Below are 19925 nucleotides of genomic sequence, written 5' to 3'. Positions count from 1 at the left end.
AACGTCTAATTCATCGATCAGCCGGGGATTCCGGTCGAATCGGGCTGGCCGGACATATATCGGGAGATCAGGTCATCGGCGATCTCGTCGGCGGCATTAGGGCGGCCGAGGGCGGCGGCGCGGCTGCGGGCTTCCGCCAGCTTGGCGGGATCGCCGAGCAGGGACGCGATCTGCGCGGACAGTTCGTCGGCGCTGCGCGAGATGAACGCGACGCCTTGTTCTTCGAGATAGACGGCGTTATTGCGTTCCTGTCCCGGCACGGGGCGGAACAAGAAGATCGGGAGCCGGCATGCGAGCGATTCGGCGAGCGTGATGCCGCCGGGCTTGGTCACGATGCAGTCGCTCATGCGCATGAGCGAGGCGACGCGGTCGGTGAAGCCGAGCACTTGGATGCGCGGGGCTTCGGCGTACTGCTGCGCGAGCGCCGCGCGCATCTCTTCGTTGCGGCCGCAGACGACCACCACTTGGACGTCTTCCTGCGCGAGCAGCAGGTCGCAGACTCGGCGAAGGCCGAGCATGACGCCGTAGGCTCCGGCCATGAGCAGCACGGTCTTGCGCGCGGGATCGAGCGCGACGCCCGGCACGGGCGGTTCTCCGGCGCGCTGCGCCCGGGCGGCGGCATATTCGGCCGCGCCGCCGGAAGGCGCTTCGGCTTCCGCCGGGCCGAAGCCGCTTTTGATCGGAATGCCGCTGACGGTGATGCGCTGCGGATCGATGCCGATATCGGCGGCTTCGCGGCGCATCTCTTCGGTCGCCACGTAGAAGCGGTCCACGGCCGGGTGCAGCCAGCGTCCGTGCAGATCGAAATCCGTCACGACGTTGACGATCGGAATATCGAGTCCGATCTTGCGGCGCAGCTTCGGCATGACCATCTGCGGGAAGGTGTGAATGACCACGCTCGGCCGCTCGGTCTTCAGGTATTCTTCCAGTCTACGCGTGCCGAAAGCATGGAGAATATGGGCAAACGGTTTGTCCGACTTCATGTCTTTGGTCATGTTATAGACAAGCCCGTACAGGCCGGGAATGGTGCGGTAGCTCTGCATGTATACGAAACGGGTCAGATCGTTCAATTTGGGATGCGCTTCGGCCATGAGATCGAGCAATTTGATCTGACGGATGCCGCGTTCGCGCAAGCTTTTTTCCAGAGCTTTGGTCGCCTGATAATGTCCGTCGCCGTAGCTGGCATACAGGATCAGGACGTTGGGTTCGTGCGGTTGCATGGGTTCCTCCCTGGGAGCTGCAAGATAATCTCTATCATAGCATATCGGACGATCCGGATACGAAACAAACGAAGAGGAAAAAGCGTTCTTTCCTCCGCCAATCCCGCACAGCAACTTTTGCCGAAGTGCGAACGTCTAATCGTATAAGTTCGTTACGAACTTAAGCGGAGCTTCGAGTAGCATTGTTCGGGGATTTTGCGTTCTAGGCTCGCGATTCGTATCCCATTTCGTCGAAAAATGTTATACTCGTAAGTAAGCATCTTCTTGAAATCTGTTCATCAGCTTCGTTTTTCGTTTGGTAAGGAGAGTCGCATCCGGCCAAAGAGAGAGAAGAAAGGGCAAACCGGAAGTGATTCAGTAAGCATTTCGTCGGGTATGTAAGAAATCAGGTGGATGTTTGGCTTCGCGGCTGTGCGGCATGTTGTCGGGAACCAAGGCAACGGAGCGCGGCGGGCAGTGCGATAACCTTTAGGGGCGTCTGTCGGCAGCAGATTTTTTTGACATTCTCGATAACGAAATACGTTCCGGGAGGGAATTATGATGGCGACCAAAGGTCATAACGAAGTCAAGGAAAGTCTGCGGGAAATGACTCGTATTTTCCGTCCGAGCGATCCGAAAAAGTTTGTGAAGGAATACGTTCGGAAGTATCACATCATGGGCGGATACGAGGAAGAATTGACGCTGGTCGTGGAACACGAGATGGGCAAACTCAACTCGTCCGCGTCCTAGCACATGCTTGAGGCGGCTGCGGCCGTAACCGAATCGATCGTGAAGATGCCTTTGCCGTTCGGAGACTCTGAACCGGCAACCGAATGATCGGAATCGTATGCGAAACGTGAAACAATTCGACCGTCCTTTTCGGCTGACGCCGGGAGGACGGTTTTTTTGATGAAAAATGGCCGCAATTGATCGTTTTCTCTCTTGACGGGCAGGGGCGATTACGGTAAATTGTGCTTAAGAATATATACAGAAGCACAGAGAGCGGGGAAGCTCCGCGAAGCGGGAACGGAGGAAGAGAATGGGCGGAACTTGGCGTCAAGCTTGGTCGATCGTCGGTCGGGAACTCAAGATCGATCGTTATTACGTGATGGCATCGCTGCTTTTTATCGCCTACATGGGCTTTTTTACGGGAATGTTTATCGGCGAGATGCCGGAAAGAGGCAGTTTGCTGCTGATGCTCGATCTGCTGTTCTGGGCGATCGCTTCGATGGCGGGCTATTATTTTTCGAGGCGGATTACCAAATACATTACGGAAGATTCGTACACGAGCATGCTCGGTTATTACCGCACGCTGCCGATCTCGGCTTCGGTCTTGGCCGCGGCGAGAATGCTGCAGCTGCTGCTGTCGACGCTGTGCAACGGGACCATTTTGTTCGTTGTGATGTATCTCGTTCATGACGGAGTGCGTACTCAGATGAATCTCGGGGCTTACCTCGTATTCGCTTTGACGTGGACGGCGTTCGGTCTGGCGTTTAACAGCCTCTATATCTTGCTGGAACTGCTGATGCGCGGCCGGGCATACTTCTGGTACAGCTGCGTGCTGCTGGTCGTCATGGAGCTTATTGTGCTGATCGCCCATTATTCGGGTTGGTCGTTCGTAGGGTCGAGCATTCGGATCAGCGCGGAACGGGGAGCGGCTTCGCCCGCTTTATGGATTCTGTTGATACTGGCGGCATCGGCGATCGTCGTGTCGTACCGCATCATCGTGCAGCGTCTGCCGCGGCGCGATCTGGCTTAAGCCCCATCAACGGGATGATAAAGGAGGGAAGTCATGCGAATCCCGGTTCAAATTAACGAAAGCAGCGCCGAGCCGCTGTACCATCAGATCGAGACACAGCTTCGTTCGCTCATCGTCACCGGACAGATCGCCGAAGGGACGCTGCTGCCGTCGATCCGCGAGTTCTCCGCCGATCTGAAATGCAGCGTAATTACGATCAGGCGCGTCTATCAGGACTTGGAGAACGAAGGCCTGCTGCGTACGCGTCAAGGAACGGGCACGTTCGTCACGAAGGTGGATACGGACGATCGGGAAGCATATAAGAAGCAGATCGTGCAGGATGCGGTACGCGAATTGATCGATACGGCAAGATCGGTCGGTTATACGCCGGACGAACTTCGCCTGCTGCTGGATGAAACGCTGAGGGAAGAAGAGCGTAGATAGACGGGAGTACTGCCAAAAAGCCCCCTTATAAGGCGGATTTGGATAGGCGGGCTTCCGGACTGCCGAGCTCGAAGATCAGGATGTTCAAGAGCGGAAAGGAAGTGGGAAGATGGAGAAGGCAGCGCTGGAATGGCGAAACGTCGTCAAAAAGCGGGACCGGATGGAGCTCGGCCCGGTGGATCTCAAACTGTACGAAAACTATGTCACGGCGCTGATCGGGCGCAACGGCTCGGGCAAGTCGACGCTGATGAAGCTGGCCGTTCAACTGATCCATCCCGACAAAGGCGAAGTCGTCTGGTTCGGGGAACGGTATCCGAACGGACTGCCGGCCGAAGTCCGGGCGAAGATCGCTTACGTGCCGGAGAATTACATCGCGGAAGAGAACGGGCTCAAGATGGACGACGCGGCGAAGTTTCGCGCTTTCTGGTATCCCGGCTGGGATTGGCAGCGCTACGAAGAACTGCTTCATCGTTTCGAAGTGCCGGGGGACAAGAAGCTGAACAAGCTGTCCAAAGGCCAGCGGCGCAAGTTCGAGATCGCGGCCGCGCTGGCGGCCAAGCCGAAGCTGCTGCTGCTCGACGAACCGTCGTCCGGCCTGGATCCTTTTGCATGGAAAACGATGATGAACGAGATTCGCCGCTGCGTGGACGAAGACGGCGCGACGGTACTGCTCTCGACGCATATCGTGGAAGAAGTGCGGCGGATGGCGGACTATCTGATTCTGGTTGACAAAGGACGTTCGCTCGGCATGGCGGAGAAAGATTCGCTGCTCGAACGCTGCCGGGAGATCTGGATCTCGCGAGACGACGAACTGCTAGACGAACTGCCCGGCGTGATCGAATCGGCGATCGAATCGAGCGGCATGGTGCGTTTCGTGACGCTGGATTACGCGGGCGCGGCGGCGCTGCTCGACGAAGCCGGCGTTAAGCCGATTCGGGTGCGGGCGCTGGAGCTGGACGAAGTGATGGAGCATTGGATGAACGGAAGCATTCCCACGGCTTGACGGACGAACGTCCGGAGCGGCTCGCGAAGACTCGGACGAAGTCGGGAAGCGGGCATAACCGAAAGGGAGGATGAAGATGGCGGAAAGACTGGTATTGCGAGACGTAGTCAAACGTTACGGCGACAAAACGGCGGTGGACCGGATCTCGCTCGGCGTGCAGGAAGGCGAGATTTACGGTCTGCTCGGCGCGAACGGAGCGGGCAAGACCACGACGATGCGCATGGTGTTGGGCCTGATCTATCCCGACGACGGCACGATTACATACGGCGGCAAAGCATACGGAGGCGACGTGCAGCGGATCGTCGGTTATCTGCCGGAAGAACGCGGATTGTACCCGAAGGTCAAAGTCAGCGAACAGATCGTCTATCTGGCGAAACTGCGCGGCATGAACGGCAGCGAAGCGGAACAGAGCCTCAAATATTGGATGAACAAGTTCGAAGCGGAAGAGTATTACGACAAGCGCATCGAAGAACTGTCCAAAGGCAACCAGCAGAAAATGGGCTTTATCGCCGCCGTCGTGCATCGTCCGCAGATTCTGATCCTCGACGAAGCGTTCAGCGGACTCGATCCGGTCAACGTGGAACTGCTGAAGCTGGCGGTCAAAGAACTGCGCGATCAGGGCGCGAGCATTCTGTTCTCGACGCACCGGATGGAGCATGTCGAAGAGTTGTGCCGCAACATCACTATTTTGGACCGTTCCAAGACGGTGCTGCAGGGCGATATCCGCGAGATCAAGAACCGCTTCCCGCGCGAACAGATCCTGCTCAAGACGAATTCGGCGGTGACGGGGCTGGAGAGCATTCCCGGCGTGATCGGCGTGGAAGGCGATCCGGAGAGCTATCTGATCCGCATCGACGACGAAGCGGCCGCCGTGCCCGTGCTGACGGAAGCGATGCGCCAGAGCGAAGTTCGCCATTTCGAAGTCAAAGAACCGACGCTGAACCAAATCTTCATTCGATCGGTAGGTGAGCGCAATGAATAGATTGGGAACCGTAATCGGATTCACGTTCAAAAATAAAGTCCGGACCAAGTCCTTCATGATCACGACGCTGCTGTTGGCGCTGCTGATGACGATCGGGATTCATATCCCGTTCTTCATTCAGCTTTTCACGGGCGGGGATTCGGACAGCGCCAACAAGATCGGCATCGCGGCCGAAGACCATCCGGAGATCGCGCAGCAGATCGAAGATTACGTGTCGGCGCTGCCGGATAATGAGCTTCAATTCGTGCCTTTGCAAGGCGATACCGCCGCATTGAACAAGCAGGCGCAGGATCAGGATCTGGCAGGATATCTGGAGATCGCGCCGGCAGGCCCTCAAGGAACGGAGAACGACTTCCCGTCCGTGCAGTACGTCTCCAAAAGCGGTTCGATCCCGGCCGATCTGCAAGCTTCGCTTCAGCCGGCGATCGAGAACGCGAAGACCCGCTTCATCGCGGAAGGCGCGCTGAGCGACGAACAGATCAAGCAGTTGACGACGCCCGCGCAGCTCACGGCGATCAGCTACGAGAAACTGTCGGGCACCGGCACCGAAGGAACGGACGAAGGCCAAGGCGACAAGTTCAATCCGATGAACTTTATCACCGTCTACGTGCTGATGACGCTGTTCTTCTTCTCGGCCATGCTGACCGGCAACATGATCGCCTCGGAAGTCACGGCGGAGAAAAGCTCGCGCGTCATGGAGATTCTGATCACCAGCGTATCGCCGCTGACGCAGATGTTCGGCAAGGTGATCGGGGTCTTCCTCGTCGGCTTGGTGCAGATCGGCATCTTCGGCGTCACGATCGCGATCAACCTGATGCTGCCGTACAACCGCGACGTGCTGGCGGGCTTCGATCTCGACTTCTCGCAGATGCCGCTCGACGTGCTCGCGTACGGCCTGATTTTCTACATTCTGGGCTACTTCCTGTACGCGCTGCTGTACGCCGCCGTCGGTTCGATCGTGAGCCGGACGGAAGACCTCGGCCAAGCGGTCACGCCGCTGACCATGCTGTCGCTGGCCGCGTTCTATATCGGCATCTTCAGCTTGAACAACACGAACTCGCTGCTGATGAAGATCTCGTCGTTCGTGCCGTTCACGTCGCCGACGACCATGATCGCGCGAATCGGCCTCGGAGAGATCGCGTTCTGGGAGATCGCGGTATCGCTGGTGCTGCTGATCGCGGCGATTTTCTTCTTCGGCTGGCTGTCCGCGAAGATCTATCGCACGGGCGTGTTGATGTACGGCAAGCGGCCGTCGTTCAAAGAACTTCGTAAGGCGATGAAGGCATATAAGATTTAGTGAATAAGGCAAGCCAGGCTGTTCTCGACAAAAGGACCGGTCATCTGCGGATGATCGGTCCTTTTTTGGTTGAGCATCGTTAAAACGATCTGCGGGAAAGTTTCTTAAAAAGTTTCTTAAACTGTATAAGAAACTATGGATTAAAATATTTCAGAATGCTATATTAAAACCTGTAAATCGTATCCATCCTTTCGAGAGCGGGTTTAAAGTCGTTTTTGATAGCGCTTACCGAGCGAAAAGGATAGGAGTTGACGATTTTTTCGATAAACGCATGAATTCAGATCGATACGGAGGAGGGTACGGCATGAAGGAGAAAAAGATTCGACGAAGTCTTTCGGCAGGTCTGGCATTCGTTCTTGCGTTCAGTTTGCTCTTGTCGTCGGGCAGCTTGAATCGCGTTTCGGCGGCGGAGGCAGGCAATCTTGTAGCGAACGCCGGTTTCGAGAACGGGCTGGAAGGGTGGCAGGCGGGAGACAGCGGCAAGTTCGCGCGCAGTACGGAGCAGTTCCGGACGGGGGAGGCTTCGCTGAAGATCACCAGTACTTCGCAGGACTGGAACAGTTTCGCGTCCGACGCGATCCCCGTTCTTCCCGATACCGACTACACGTTGACCTTCTACGGAAAAGGCGGCGGGAATGCCGTCTATAAGGTATTGAGCGGAGATTGGTCCGAATCGCTGGCGGAAGGGACCACGAACAATACGGAGTCCGATTGGACGAAGATGACGAAGTCTTTCAATACGGGCAGCCGTTCGGCTATCGTCATCTACTTATCCGATTCGGCATCCGACGCGTTTTTCGACGACTTTTCGCTGACGAAAACGCCTGCGGTTCCGAGCAACGGGGATTTCGAATCGGGCGATCTGACGAATTGGAACGCCGGCACGAGCACCAAGTTTGCCGTTACGCGAGCGGACAAGCATTCCGGGGAATACGCGTTGAAAGTGACGAGCGCTTCGCAGGATTGGAACAGCTTGACGACCGCGCTTCCGGTTCAGGCCGACACGAACTACACCCTTAGTTTTTACGGAAAAGGATCGGGAAACGCTTGGATGAAAGTCCTGACTTCCGATTGGTCGCAGACGCTGGCGGAGAAAGGGACGGAGAATGCGCCCGCCGAGTGGACGAAACAAGAAATGAAATTCAACAGCGGCGCCAACACGAATCTCGTCTTTTATATGTCCGATACGCCTTCGGATGCTTATTACGACGATTTCGCGTTGACGAAAACCCAGACGGCGCCGAGCGCGGAGGTCGAACCGCTTAACGGCCGGCCCGCGATCGGCACGGACGGGTTCGATCTGAATCCTGTCGATCTGGTGGACGGCGGCGCGACGGCGGAGACGCGGTCGCTGTACGCTTACTTAAAAAATACGGCAGGCCGTTACATGATGTTCGGTCATCAGAACGATATCACCGAGTCGGTCGTGAAGAACGCTCCCGGCGGTTCCGATACGTACGGAGCCGTAGGCGCGTATCCTGCCGTGATCGGCCTCGGCATGTCGACCGATACCGCCCGATTGATCGAGGCGGCCCAGTCGATTCATGCGAAGAACGGCATCGTCACGATCGAAGATCATATGCCGAACTTTACGTCCGGCGGCTCGTTCGGCGATATGACGCCGACCGTCGAGCATATCCTGCCGGGCGGCAAGGACAACGCCAAGTTCCTGAAGCGTCTGGACGCGCTGGCGGAAGTGGCTAAAGGAGCGGTAGATGCGGACGGCAAACCGATTCCGATCATCTATCGTCCGTTCCACGAAAATTCCGGCATGTGGTTCTGGTGGGGAGCCTCCAACACGACCAAAAGCGAATTCGTTCATCTATGGCGGTATACCGTGGAATATCTGAGAGACGTCAAAGGCGTCGACAATCTGCTGTACGCGTATTCGCCCAACGGGCATTTTACGGACGAGACCGATTACTTGAGCCGTTATCCGGGCGACGATTACGTCGATATTCTGGGCTTCGACATGTACAACGATAACCCGCAGTACGGCAGCGGTTGGATGGAAGCGACGCTGCAAGACGCGCGAATCGCTGCCGGCCTGGCCGAAGCCCGCGGCAAAGTCGCGGCTTTCACGGAAGCCGGCCTTCGCTGGGACGGTGCGAACGGACTGAAACTCAGCGGCAATACGATGCCGGATTGGTACATGGTGCTGCATGATACCTTAACGAAAGATCCGGTCGCCAAGAAAATCGCTTATATGATGACTTGGCGAAACGAATATCCGGGCGACGGCAATGCGCCGACGCATTTCTGGGTGCCGTTCCGCGACCACCCGGTGTACGGCAATCACGAGATGCTGTTCGATTTCGTCAAATTTTACAATCTGGACGACGTGCTGTTCGCCGATCGATTGGCCGGACAATACGGGCTGCGCGTCGAAGGAACGCAGAAAAAGCCTTCGGGTTATCTGATGGCTCCCGGCACGAAAGAAACGGTAAAAGGAATCTACGGCTTGAAGACCAAAGTTCATAACTACGGGGTCGACGTGGCGAGCGTCCGATTCGAACCGGGGCAGAGCAAGAATCCGCTGACCGGAACGCTGACGCCCGACGGGTATTACACCGCGTCATGGGACACGACCAAGCAGGCGGACGGACCGGCCGCGGTCAAGACGGTCATCACGTTGGCGGACGGAACGACGATTTCCGATCAAGCGAACGTCGTCGTTCGGAATACGGATGCGACGGCCGGAGATTCGGCGCTCGTCGACGATTTCGAGAGCTACGCCGGCGACAGCGCCCTGCTTCGGGAAGCTTGGCTTCGAAACGGGAACGGCGACATGAATACCTTGACCTTAGACCCTTCGCCGTTCGGCTCCGCTCAAGGTTCCGCGATGAAGTTCGTCTACAACTTGGGAGCATCCGGCTATACGGGCGCGGCCAAGACGCTTAACGCGGATTGGAGCGGAGGTAAGGGCGTGGAACTGTGGTTCAAAGGAGACGGCTTGAAGCAGGATGTTCTATTCCAGCTCTCTTCCGGCAGCGGTTCGTTCGAAGCGCACTTGAACGATTTCGCGCCGTTCGACCGGAATTCGACCGAGCCGCAGAAACTGACTATTCCTTTCGATCGGTTCAAACCGAAAAACGGCGGAGTGCTGAATCCTGCCGATATCAAAGCGTTCGCGATCTACGTCAATGCGGTGAACGGGGCCAAAGTCTCGAACAGCGCGCTGTATCTGGACGATATTCGCAAATATGCCGATCCTGCGGTTCCGGGGAACGGAAACGGGACCGGAAGCGAAAACGGAAGCGGTAACGGAAGTGCGGCCGGGGGAACGAACGGAAATTCCGCTGCTCCGACCGAAGGGGTTAACGGTGCAGGTTCAGGGCCTGCCGTCACGCCGACGAAGCTCGAGAACGGCATGGTGATCGCCGAGCAGGGCAGCGCGCAGCAGTCCGTTGTCGTCGACCTTGCGCAGATCGAGGGCCGTCCGCTTCAAATCCGGGCGCAGCAGGTATCCGTCACGGTGCGTCCGTCGGTTATTCAGAGCCTGATCCGAGCGGCCGGCGGCGCGAAGGATGCCGTGATCATCGTGGAGACCGGTCCGGAAGCAGCCGTGCCGACATTGAGCGGCGAGCAGAAACTCGCCGGTCCTCTGCTCGATGTTACGGTGACGCTCCGGACGAAAAACGGTTCCCGGTATGCCGCCGAACAAGTAAACGGAGGCGTCGAACTCGCGATGTCTTATGAACAGTCAGCGGATCCGGAACTTCTCGGCATCTACGGCTACGATCGAAAATCCGGAGAGTGGGAATATATCGGAGGTACGGCAGACGCGGCGTCCCGTACGATCTCGGCTGCGCTTAACCATCTGAGTCCGTACGCCGTACTGCAATACGATAAAACTTTCCGCGACGTACCGGAAAATCACTGGTCGTCCCGCGCGCTGAAAGTGCTGGCCGCGAAGCATGCGATTTCCGGGATCGACGAAGACCGGTTCGTGCCGTCGGAAGCGATCACGCGGGCGGAATTCGTGGCGATGCTGGCGAGAACGTTCAAGCTGCCGGCGGTCGAAGCGGCAGAAGTTTCGTACGAGGACTTCGATCCCGATGCTTGGTACGCCGAAGTCATGACGGCCGCGGCCGGAGCCGGTTGGATCGTCGGCGATCCCGGCAAGCGATTGCAGCCGAACAAAGTCATCACGCGCGCGGAAATGGCGGTCATTCTGGGCCGAGCGTTGAAGCTCGGGGCAGAGAGAGAAGGAACCTCGGCAGCCTTTACGGATGCGGCGAAAATCCCTCGGTGGGCGATTCCGTCTGCTGCTGCCGCGCAAGCCGCAGGATTGATGCAGGGAACGGGCGAAGGCCGGTTTGCGCCGGAACGTTCTGCCACAAGATCGGAGGCGGCGATGGTGGTATACCATGCGCTGACGCGCCGATGAGAAAAACCATACTCTGCGCATTAGTGTTGTTCCTCGCCGTTTCCTGTACTTCGATGTCCGAAACGGGCTATGCGGCATCGCCCGTTAACGGCAGCCTGTCCGCTCAAGCCAGACAAGTGCTCGATTACGTCGACAGGATCTCGGGAACGTCCACGCTGACCGGTCAGCACGACAAGCCCGGCGCGCCGACCGCAAGCTTCAACCAAGCGAAAACCATTACCGGGCAGTATCCGGCGCTGTGGGGGAGCGACCTCGGCTTCGCTTCATCCGGATTGGACACGATGTACAACCGGCAGGGCATCGTGAACGAAGCGAAAAACAAGTGGGCGGCGAAGTCGCTCGTCACGCTCACTTGGCATATGTGCCGACCGGATCGGGCGGCGCCGTGCAGTTGGGACGGGAATGTCTACAACGCGCCGCTGAGCAGCCAACAATGGAACGACATCGTGACGCCCGGGACGGCCTTGTACAATCAGTTCATCGCGAGAATCGACGAAGCCGTGCCTTATCTCCAGCAGCTTCGGGACGCGAACGTTCCTGTGTTATGGCGGCCTTTTCACGAGATGAACGGCAGTTGGTTCTGGTGGGGAGGCAATGCCGCCAATTCCAAAAAGCTGTACCGGATCATGTACGACCGTTATGTCTACACGCACGGACTGTCGAACCTCATCTGGGTATGGAACGTGGATCGTCCGGGCAACGGCGCGCCCGCGGACTATTATCCGGGCAGCGGTTACGTCGACATCTTGTCGATGGATATCTACAACGGCGATTTCAACGCGTCCTATTACAATACGATGCTGAATCTGGCGGCCGGAAAACCGATCGCTCTAGGCGAAGTCGGCGATCTGCCGACGCCGGCGCAGCTTAATTCGCAGCCGAAATGGGCGTATTTCATGGCATGGACGGAACATCTGACCGGCTCGAATACGAATGCCGAGATCCAGGCGACATACTGGGACCCTCGGATGATCACCCAGAACGAGGTGAACTTGAGCCGCGAGAATATCGCGTACAACAAGCCGGCTTACGCAAGCTCGTCCGAGAGCGCTTCTTATCCCGCCTCCGCGGCGTTCGACGCGAACGGAGGCACGCGCTGGGCGTCGGCTTGGAATCCGCAGGAATGGATCTACGTCGACCTCGGATCGGTCCGTTCCGTATCCGGCGTAAGACTCGCGTGGGAATCCGCATACGCCAAAAAATATCAGATCCAGGTATCCGGCGATCAGGTCAATTGGACGACCGTCTATACCGACGAAACGGGTACGGGAGGCGAGAAAGCGATCACGTTCCCGACCGCGACGGCCCGGTACGTCAAAATGTTCGCTTACGAACGGGCCACGACGTACGGGTACTCGTTATGGGAGTTCGAAGTATACCCGTAGCGGCGAATATCATCGGCAGCCTTGTCACTTGCAAACGGTTGACTTACAATGCGATGAAACGGGTATCGGTTTGGCCCCGGCGATGACGATCGGCGCGTATGCCGCTTGGTATCGGCTCGGCGGCACTGCCGTACCCGATATTCTGATTACGTTCGTTCGGGGAATACGGGCCCCGAGCGATACTCACGGAGGAATCAATCATGCGCATCGCCGTATTGGGAGCAACCGGACGCGTCGGCGGGCATATCGTCGAATATGCGCTGCGAGGCGGACACGAAGTGTCGGCCTTGGTGCGCGATCGCGGTAAGATCGACCCTCGCGAAGGGTTAACGGTCATTGAAGGGAACGTATTGAACGAAAAGGACGTGAAGCGCGTGTTGGAAAAAGCGGACGCCGTGATCAGCGCGCTGAACACGGACGGCACGACGACGCTGAGCGACAGCATGCCGATCATCCTCGATGTCATGCATGAGTTCGGGATTCGGCGCATCGTGACGATCGGCACGGCCGGCATCCTGCAAAGCCGCACCGAACCGGATCGGCTGCGTTACGAGTCGAACGAATCCAGACGCCGATCCACCCGCGCTGCCGAAGAACATCGCCGAGTATACGAACTGTTGAGCGCGACCGATCTGGAGTGGACGATCGTCTGCCCGACCTATTTGCCGGACGGCGAATACACAGGACAGTACCGCGTCGAAAAAGATTATCTGCCCGAAGGCGGCAAAGAGATTTCGGTTGCGGATACGGCGGAGTTCGCTTATCGGCAGATCGAGGATCGGAGTTATGTAGGGGCTCGGGTGGGGATTGCTTATTGAATGAGGTTCTATAGGAAAGGCCATTCACAGGGGTGAATGGCCTTTTTCATTAATAGGAGGGATATGAATTGGAAGAGGGAGTCATTAAAATAATAAATAACTGGAACCCCATAGGAATCTATCCTCTTTTAAAAGAGGAATATGACATCGAAATCGAGAAAATTTATGGAAGTGCTTTATGAAAACAGATCGGCGCAAGAATTGGCTGAGAAGATTTTTGAGATTTTCGCAGCATTCTTCGGAAAAGAGTTCGATAAAACGCTGGAAGAATGTGAGCGTGTGGCAAATGAGATTATAGGACTGCGAACATCATTCATACATATCGAAGCTAGATTGCATCGCGAAAGTACACAACTATTCAAACGAACAGAAAGAGACTACTAATGACACCGACTAATAAAGTACCCCGACACGGTTTCGTTCATCAAAAGCATCTGTCTTGCATCATTCCGCCGAACGAGCAAGAATCTTTGACGCTTGTACAGGTTTTTTTGGGGGCGTCCGAGCAATCTGGTTAGTCACTTGAACGCTTTTGTTTCTATGTAGATGAGTCAGTCTATAACAGCCGATTACGATCAGGAGAGGGATCTACAATGATCTGGACATTCCCGGTAAGCGCTAAAGCTCGATCCTTTTGCGAAGACATCGCGGAGGAAATGCAGAACCATTTCGGAATCTCGGAAAAAGAAGCGGTGGATCGGATTAATAGTTTTTGGAGCCGCAACGATCTGACTGACGATCTGGATATCGTGTACCATGAAAGCACGGAGTTTTGGGCATATGAGATGTATTCCGATAATCAAAGCTGGTGGACGATCAGCAAAGAAGAAATCATTCCGAGGAAGTATAAGGCAACTTAGCGCGGATTTGACGGCTGCTGCCAAACAGGAGGTTAAACGTTGTTCGACGCCAAGCAAGTGCAAGAATGGTTACTGAAGCATGATGCCGAGAAGCGCTGCTATGAAGGGTTTTGGGAGAATCTCGAAACGTACAGAATGGAGTACCCGGAAGAATACGAAGAATATTTTCCGGATTTCGATAAGTCAAAGGTTCATGTTGAAGTCGAGTCTATTCGGATTAGCTACATGAATTATCCCGAATTGAGTTACAATCATGTGCGCGTGTATATGCCGATCCAGTATGAAGGCGAGAAGATCGGCTACTATGAACTATGGTTGGATTTTGACGGCGAGGTAGCGGACGATTATTTTGTTATAGATTAGGCAAGGGGCCGCAAACTGAACTTTTCGCATTCTTCCAGCCTGTTTCCTCGTACCCCTCTCATCCCGCTCCCAAAAGTGGTACAATCGACTGTGAAACCGAAGCGCCTTCTGACCCGTAAGGGAAAGAGACCGGCGCGGGTCGGTTCGTTCGACAAAACGTATAACGCAGAATGAGAGGTTACGATCAGGTGTGGAAGTTAAATTAATTACCAAGGAACAGGTCTGGGAGCTTAGGCATCAAGTGATGTGGCCGACGGAGGAATTCGATTACATCAAACTTCCGGACGACGACGAAGGGCTGCATTACGGGCTGTTCGACGGAGGAGAATTGGTATCCGGGGTATCTCTGTTCGTTCAGGGCAAGGAAGCGCAGTTCCGCAAGTTCGCGACGCTGACCGAGCGGCAGAACTGCGGATACGGCAGCAAGCTGCTGACCTATGTGCTGAAGGAAGCGAAGCGCCGCGGCGTCAAGCAGATCTATTGCAACGCCAGAGTGAACAAAGTGCCGTTCTATGAACGGTTCGGGCTGTCGAAGACGGATGTCGTGTTCAACAAAGGCGGCAAGGACTACGTGGTCATGGAACGAAGCTGCTAACTATTAAATGAAGATCGACATGCGGCATTTGCGAATGCGGCAGGCCGCCTTTTCGGTGATCGACGCCGAAGGGCGGTCTTTTTTTGTTCGGTTGTAACGGAAGGAGCTTCCGTTTCGTAGTCATTTTAGTTGCTCGTTGATTTGCTAAAATCGGGGCTGTTCCGGTAAACTAGAAGTTAGGGCTTTTATCCGTGATTCATGCAGAGACGCGTCTGTTTCTCGACGATTGATCCGGCGGGCATTCGCGCGCCAAGAAGGGGGAAATGCAATGAAGCCGAACAAAGCAACTAAAGCAAGCAAAGCAAACAAGTCGACCAAAGGGCCGCTTCCGCCCAAAGGCAAGTTGAATCTGGAAGACAAGGCGGCTAAACCGGGCAAGTCGAACAAAATACTGAAGATCTTCTCCAGAGTGCTGTTGATCGTGATCGGGGCCGTGATTACGGCGTACGGACTGGAAGCCGTCCTGATTCCCAATAGCGTTTCGGACGGCGGAGTGACAGGCCTGAGCATCGTGGGTTCCAAATTGTTCGGCATGCCGCTCGGCCTTCTGATTGCGGTCCTCAATATTCCGTTCGTCTGGCTCGGGTACAAACAGATCGGCAAAAGCTTCGCGCTCTACTCGGTGATCGGGATCGCTTCGCTGGCGGTCAGCGCCACGCTGATGCACCACGTCCATACGATCATCGATGGCGATACGCTGCTCGTGACGGTCGTCGGCGGGATCATCATCGGTACCGGCATGGGTATCGCGCTCCGCAACGGCGGCGCGCTCGACGGCATCGACATGTTGGCCGTGCTGCTGTCGCGTAAGCTGCCGTTCGGGACCAGCGACTTGATCTTGTTCTTGAATACCTTCGTCTTCATCGTCGTTTCGACCGTGTTCGGTCTGCAAGGGGCGATCTTGTCGGCGCTGGCGTACTTTATCGCTTCCAAAGTCATTCATATCGTCGAAGAAGGTCTCAGCGGCTCCAAGACGTTCAAGATCATCACCAACCAACCGGAAGTCATGGTCGAGACGATCCGCGACCGGTTGGGCCGGGGCGCTACGTATTCCGACGCTTACGGCGGTTACAGCAACGAGCAGTTCAAAGAAATCACCTGCGTCATCAACCGGATGGAAGAAAGCAAGATCAAAGAAATCATCCATCAGATCGATCCGGGCGCTTTCGTCGTCGTATACGACGTGGCGGAAGTGCGCGGCGGCAACTTCAAGAAAAAAGACATTCACTGATCGGACCGAACACGGTTCTTATCACGCAAAACGACCCGCGACGAGAAGTTCTCGTTACGGGTCGTTTTTTTTCGTTCGCTTCGATCAGGAAAGACCGGCGCGAATCAATATTGATCGAAGTACGTTTGGATCTCGCTCGGGCTGCTGGTCTTGGTCAGCGCCAGCATCAGGAGGATGCGGGCTTTTTGCGGATTCAAGGAATCGGACGAGACCATGCCCGCTTTGTCGTCGCTGGACGAGTGAGTGACTACGCCGCTGCCGGTACGCGTGGAGCGTACGACTACGACGCCTTTGCCGGCGGCTTCGGCTGCGCCTTTGGACGAAGCGGAAGACATCGAACCGTTGCCGCTGCCTGCGACCACGATGCCTTTGGCTCCCGCCGCGACCGCCGCGTTATAGAAGTAGCTGCCGTTGTTCTGGTATTCGTACAAGATGTCGACCTGCGGCAGCGAAGTCAGATTCGTGACGTCGAACACGCTCTCCGTCGTGTGCTTGCGCGTGCTCTCGTTGTAGAAGAAGACATTGCCGCCGGACACTACGCCCAGATAACCTTGTTCCACCGATTTGAACGTATCCGTTCCGGTCGTGTTGGTCTTCGTGATGTAACGGGCAGATCCGATGCGGTCGTTCAGCTCGATCATGACGCCTTTGCCGCGGGCTTTCGGGCTGCCGGCGATCTTGACCGCGTTGTACAAGTTGAACGAACCGTCCGCGCTGATCGCCGTCGCCGGACGCATCGCGCCTACCACGACGACCGGTTTATCGCTTTTGACGACGAGGTTGAGGAAATAAGCCGTTTCTTCCAGCGTATCCGTGCCGTGCGTGATGACGATGCCGTCCACGTCGTCGGAAGCGAGCAGTTCGTTGATGCGTTTGGCGAGCTTCAGCAGGACCGCGTTGTCGATGTCGGGGCTGCCGACGTTGGCGATCTGTTCGCCGCTGACATTGGCCAGCTGCTTCATCTCCGGTACGGCGTTAATCAGGGTGTCGATCGTGAGCGCGCCTGCTTTGTAACCCGTCACGTCGGTGTTGGAAGCCGAAGATCCGGCGATGGTGCCGCCCGTCGCCAGAATCTTGACGTTAGGCAGAGCCGCGGTGACCGGAGTCGTAGCGGCGGCTGCCGCAGTAGTCTTCGCCGGAGCGGGAGTCGACGATACGACCGTTCCTTGCACGACCGGATCGGCGGCGTACGCGCTGCTTACGGCCATCGGCATCATCAGAGCGGCAGACATCAGAACGATTCCCATTTTTTTCTTCGCATTCGTTTGTACCTTCAAGTCAGCCATCCCCTTTGTGTGGTTCATTTTTGTGTTACTTTATGTAACATTAATATTACTCTTGCGGCTTATTATAGGGATCGCTAGATAGCTTGTCAACGGATTTAGCGAACGAAATCTTTTATCATGTAAGGTAAAGTGACTTTATTGTTGAAAAAGCGAACGATAGACCTCGGGATTCGCGGTTCGATCGGCTGTCGGAGAAAACGCAAAAAGCCCCGAATCCGCCGGAGCGCGAATCCGAAGCTTGTTCGAAAGAGGCCGATCCCGTCTTCAAGCAAGCGCGACATCGATATAAGAGCCGGAAGAGAATTCGAACAGCCCTTGATCGGTCAGCTTCAATTCCGGAATGACCGTAAGCGTCAAGAACGACAGCATCAGGAACAGATTGAAGTCTTCGGAAGCTCCTAATCGAAGAAGGCTGCGGTTCAAGATCTTAAGCTCCTCGTAGACTTCGGCGTAACTGCGGTTCGACATCAGGCCGGCTACCGGGAGCGGCAGGGAAGCGATCAACTCGCCGTCTTCGATGACCACCAGACCGCCGTTCAGAGCGACGACATGGTCGATCGCCGCCAGAATATCCCGGTCGGAGACCCCGACCGCGACGATATTATGCGAGTCGTGAGCGACGGTGGTAGCGATCGCGCCGCGTTTCAAGCCGAAACCTTGCACGATGGCCGCTCCGACGTTTCCGGTCGCCCGATGCCGTTCGACGACCGCCATCTTGAGCAGATCGCGCTCCGTCGAAGCGGCGAAGAAGCCGTCTTCGGCGTCGACGGTCTGCACGCTGCGCCCGGTGATCAGGCTGCCCGGCACGACTTCGATAATATGGCATTCGCGGGAATCGCCGCGCAGCGGAATCGCCAGATCCGCCGCCGTCACGGGCTTGGCGTTCAGGTCGGGAAGCCGGATCGAGTGCGAAGAACGCGGGCCCGGCAGGGCGGAACCGGTATGCGGCGCGCTGTTCGATTCCGACTCCGGCCGCTGTTCGAACACGCACCGGCCTTTTTTGTACACCCGATGAATCGAGACGTCGTTCAAATCGTCGAGCAGCAGGAAATCCGCCTGATAACCCGGAGCGACCGCGCCGAGACGGCGCAGCCCGAAACATTCCGCCGCGTTCAGCGTCGCCATCTGCACCGCGATGATCGGGTCCAGGCCTTCGGCGATCGCCAGCCGAACGGCATGGTCGATGCTGCCGAGTTCGATCAGGTCGTCGAGCAGCACGTCGTCGGTCACGAACAGACAGCGGCGGGAGTTGCGTTCGGTGATGACGGGCAGCAGCGCCTTCAAGTCTTTGGCGACCGTGCCTTCCCGAACCATCAGGTACATGCCCAGTTCCAACCGGTCGAGCGCTTCTTGCGCGTTGACGGCTTCGTGATCGGTGCGAATATCCGCGGCCCTATAGATGTTCAAGTCTTCGCGCCCGATCCCCGCCGCATGGCCGTCGATATGACCGCCTGCGGAGCGGACCGCGTCCAGCTTGGCCAACATGCCGGGGCTGGCATTGGCTACGGAAGGAAAATCCATGACTTCGGCCAGACCGAGCACGCGCGGATCGGACAAGAACGGAGACAGTTTGTCGGCGGTCAGATTCGCGCCGTTATTCTCCGTCGGCGTAGCGGGCACGCAGGACGGCAGCATCACGAACAGATCCAGCGGGACTTCTTCGGCATCGCCCAGCAGGTAGCGGATGCCGTCTTCGCCCGCGACGTTGGCGATCTCGTGCGGATCGGTGACGACGGTCGTGACCCCGTGGCGCAGCGAGACTTTGGCGAATTCGGACGGCAGCAGCATGGTGCTCTCGATATGCACATGCCCGTCGATAAAGCCGGGGACGACGACGCGGCCTTCGGCATCGACCGTCTCGCGGCCTTCGTACTCGCCGATCCCGACGATCATGCCGTCGGTGACGGCGATGTCGCCGCGCATCCAACCGCCGGTAAAGACGTTGAGAATCCGACCGTTCGCGATGACGAGATCCGCCGGGACGCGTTTGCCCGCCGCCGCGATTACGCGGTTCAGATTCGATAGATTCGTGGACATAAGACTCGCTCCTTTGGAAGGAAGTATCCGAATAACGCAAAAAATCCCGACTACAAATCAAATGCGAATGCCGATGGGCCGAGGCCGTTCTCGAACGCGCCGGATCGCAGCGATTCGGCGTTCATTTGTTTGTAATCGGGATTTTACGGTTCCCGGTAGAGACCTCCGTACCGTATCTACGGAGTTATACAGAAGTATGCGGTTTTGCTCGAACGCAAGATCGATTAGGAAGAATTATATCAACCCCGACCGAGCGGCTCAAGCAGAAATATATGTCTTTGAACCCTTCTATTCCTT

Annotated in this window: 16 protein-coding genes and 1 riboswitch; of the genes, 13 read left to right on the top strand and 3 right to left on the bottom strand. The window is 56.6% G+C overall.

The features are described from left to right. Positions 1-17 precede the first annotated feature (17 nt). Positions 18-1220, bottom strand: coding sequence for an MGDG synthase family glycosyltransferase (locus CDO73_RS21380; protein ID WP_088490555.1), 1203 nt, complete (start codon positions 1218-1220; stop codon positions 18-20). 540 nt (positions 1221-1760) lie between these two features. Between CDO73_RS21380 and CDO73_RS21375 the strand changes: the two genes are divergently transcribed. The 13 genes from CDO73_RS21375 (at position 1761) to CDO73_RS21310 (ending at position 16305) form a co-directional block, all read left to right on the top strand. Further along, a complete protein-coding gene (locus CDO73_RS21375; RefSeq protein ID WP_087798774.1) occupies positions 1761-1949 on the top strand; it encodes a hypothetical protein in 189 nt (62 codons plus the stop codon). A gap of 289 nt (positions 1950-2238) precedes the next feature. Beyond that, entirely contained in the window at positions 2239-2958 is a 720-nt protein-coding gene (locus CDO73_RS21370; RefSeq protein ID WP_088490554.1) for a hypothetical protein, read from the top strand. Positions 2959-2991: 33 nt separating this feature from the next. Next, complete coding sequence (locus CDO73_RS21365) at positions 2992-3381, top strand: GntR family transcriptional regulator (RefSeq protein ID WP_088490553.1); 390 nt, start codon at positions 2992-2994, stop codon at positions 3379-3381. A 109-nt stretch (positions 3382-3490) separates the two neighbouring features. Continuing rightward, on the top strand, positions 3491-4384 hold the full coding sequence (locus CDO73_RS21360; protein ID WP_088490552.1) for an ATP-binding cassette domain-containing protein: 894 nt from the start codon (positions 3491-3493) through the stop codon (positions 4382-4384). Between the two features lie 76 nt (positions 4385-4460). Then, entirely contained in the window at positions 4461-5366 is a 906-nt protein-coding gene (locus CDO73_RS21355; protein ID WP_088490551.1) for an ABC transporter ATP-binding protein, read from the top strand. Beyond that, positions 5359-6663, top strand: a complete 1305-nt coding sequence (locus CDO73_RS21350; RefSeq protein WP_088490550.1) for an ABC transporter permease — start codon at positions 5359-5361, stop codon at positions 6661-6663. The genes CDO73_RS21355 and CDO73_RS21350 overlap by 8 nt, the downstream gene beginning before the upstream one ends. 304 nt (positions 6664-6967) lie before the next feature. Continuing rightward, the gene (locus CDO73_RS21345) at positions 6968-11053 is read left to right on the top strand and encodes a glycosyl hydrolase (protein ID WP_179218779.1); all 4086 of its coding nucleotides are present in this window, start codon (positions 6968-6970) and stop codon (positions 11051-11053) included. Further along, positions 11050-12438: a glycosyl hydrolase gene (locus tag CDO73_RS21340; RefSeq protein WP_218821637.1), complete on the top strand. Its 1389-nt coding sequence runs from the start codon at positions 11050-11052 to the stop codon at positions 12436-12438. The genes CDO73_RS21345 and CDO73_RS21340 overlap by 4 nt, the downstream gene beginning before the upstream one ends. A gap of 200 nt (positions 12439-12638) precedes the next feature. Continuing rightward, positions 12639-13256, top strand: coding sequence for an NAD(P)-dependent oxidoreductase (locus tag CDO73_RS21335; protein WP_088490548.1), 618 nt, complete (start codon positions 12639-12641; stop codon positions 13254-13256). Positions 13257-13849: 593 nt separating this feature from the next. Beyond that, the gene (locus tag CDO73_RS21325) at positions 13850-14116 is read left to right on the top strand and encodes a hypothetical protein (protein ID WP_088490546.1); all 267 of its coding nucleotides are present in this window, start codon (positions 13850-13852) and stop codon (positions 14114-14116) included. 39 nt (positions 14117-14155) lie between these two features. After that, a complete protein-coding gene (locus CDO73_RS21320) occupies positions 14156-14479 on the top strand; it encodes a hypothetical protein (protein ID WP_088490545.1) in 324 nt (107 codons plus the stop codon). A gap of 190 nt (positions 14480-14669) precedes the next feature. Continuing rightward, complete coding sequence (locus CDO73_RS21315) at positions 14670-15074, top strand: GNAT family N-acetyltransferase (RefSeq protein WP_179218778.1); 405 nt, start codon at positions 14670-14672, stop codon at positions 15072-15074. 268 nt (positions 15075-15342) lie between these two features. After that, complete coding sequence (locus CDO73_RS21310; protein ID WP_256972799.1) at positions 15343-16305, top strand: YitT family protein; 963 nt, start codon at positions 15343-15345, stop codon at positions 16303-16305. 104 nt (positions 16306-16409) lie between these two features. Here CDO73_RS21310 and CDO73_RS21305 read toward each other — a convergent pair whose 3' ends face one another. Further along, positions 16410-17537, bottom strand: coding sequence for a type II asparaginase (locus CDO73_RS21305; RefSeq protein ID WP_373446997.1), 1128 nt, complete (start codon positions 17535-17537; stop codon positions 16410-16412). A 318-nt stretch (positions 17538-17855) separates the two neighbouring features. Beyond that, complete coding sequence (gene ade, locus CDO73_RS21300) at positions 17856-19628, bottom strand: adenine deaminase (RefSeq protein WP_088490543.1); 1773 nt, start codon at positions 19626-19628, stop codon at positions 17856-17858. A 112-nt stretch (positions 19629-19740) separates the two neighbouring features. Continuing rightward, positions 19741-19840, bottom strand: a riboswitch (purine riboswitch). Positions 19841-19925 lie beyond the last annotated feature (85 nt).

The sequence above is a fragment of the Saccharibacillus sp. O23 genome (assembly GCF_002205895.1).
GTDB lineage: Bacteria > Bacillota > Bacilli > Paenibacillales > Paenibacillaceae > Saccharibacillus.
Note: the sequence above shows the minus strand (reverse complement) of the source record. Positions and strands in the feature narration are given on the sequence as shown.

Coding starts and splice junctions, on each gene's coding strand:
- CDO73_RS21375 (WP_087798774.1), top strand. CDS start 1,761: ATGGCGACCAAAGGTCATAACGAAGTCAAGGAAAGTCTGCGGGAAATG.
- CDO73_RS21325 (WP_088490546.1), top strand. CDS start 13,850: ATGATCTGGACATTCCCGGTAAGCGCTAAAGCTCGATCCTTTTGCGAA.
- CDO73_RS21345 (WP_179218779.1), top strand. CDS start 6,968: ATGAAGGAGAAAAAGATTCGACGAAGTCTTTCGGCAGGTCTGGCATTC.
- CDO73_RS21360 (WP_088490552.1), top strand. CDS start 3,491: ATGGAGAAGGCAGCGCTGGAATGGCGAAACGTCGTCAAAAAGCGGGAC.
- CDO73_RS21355 (WP_088490551.1), top strand. CDS start 4,461: ATGGCGGAAAGACTGGTATTGCGAGACGTAGTCAAACGTTACGGCGAC.
- ade (WP_088490543.1), bottom strand. CDS start 19,628: ATGTCCACGAATCTATCGAATCTGAACCGCGTAATCGCGGCGGCGGGC.
- CDO73_RS21370 (WP_088490554.1), top strand. CDS start 2,239: ATGGGCGGAACTTGGCGTCAAGCTTGGTCGATCGTCGGTCGGGAACTC.
- CDO73_RS21350 (WP_088490550.1), top strand. CDS start 5,359: ATGAATAGATTGGGAACCGTAATCGGATTCACGTTCAAAAATAAAGTC.
- CDO73_RS21310 (WP_256972799.1), top strand. CDS start 15,343: ATGAAGCCGAACAAAGCAACTAAAGCAAGCAAAGCAAACAAGTCGACC.
- CDO73_RS21380 (WP_088490555.1), bottom strand. CDS start 1,220: ATGCAACCGCACGAACCCAACGTCCTGATCCTGTATGCCAGCTACGGC.
- CDO73_RS21335 (WP_088490548.1), top strand. CDS start 12,639: ATGCGCATCGCCGTATTGGGAGCAACCGGACGCGTCGGCGGGCATATC.
- CDO73_RS21340 (WP_218821637.1), top strand. CDS start 11,050: ATGAGAAAAACCATACTCTGCGCATTAGTGTTGTTCCTCGCCGTTTCC.
- CDO73_RS21305 (WP_373446997.1), bottom strand. CDS start 17,537: ATGTCTGCCGCTCTGATGATGCCGATGGCCGTAAGCAGCGCGTACGCC.
- CDO73_RS21365 (WP_088490553.1), top strand. CDS start 2,992: ATGCGAATCCCGGTTCAAATTAACGAAAGCAGCGCCGAGCCGCTGTAC.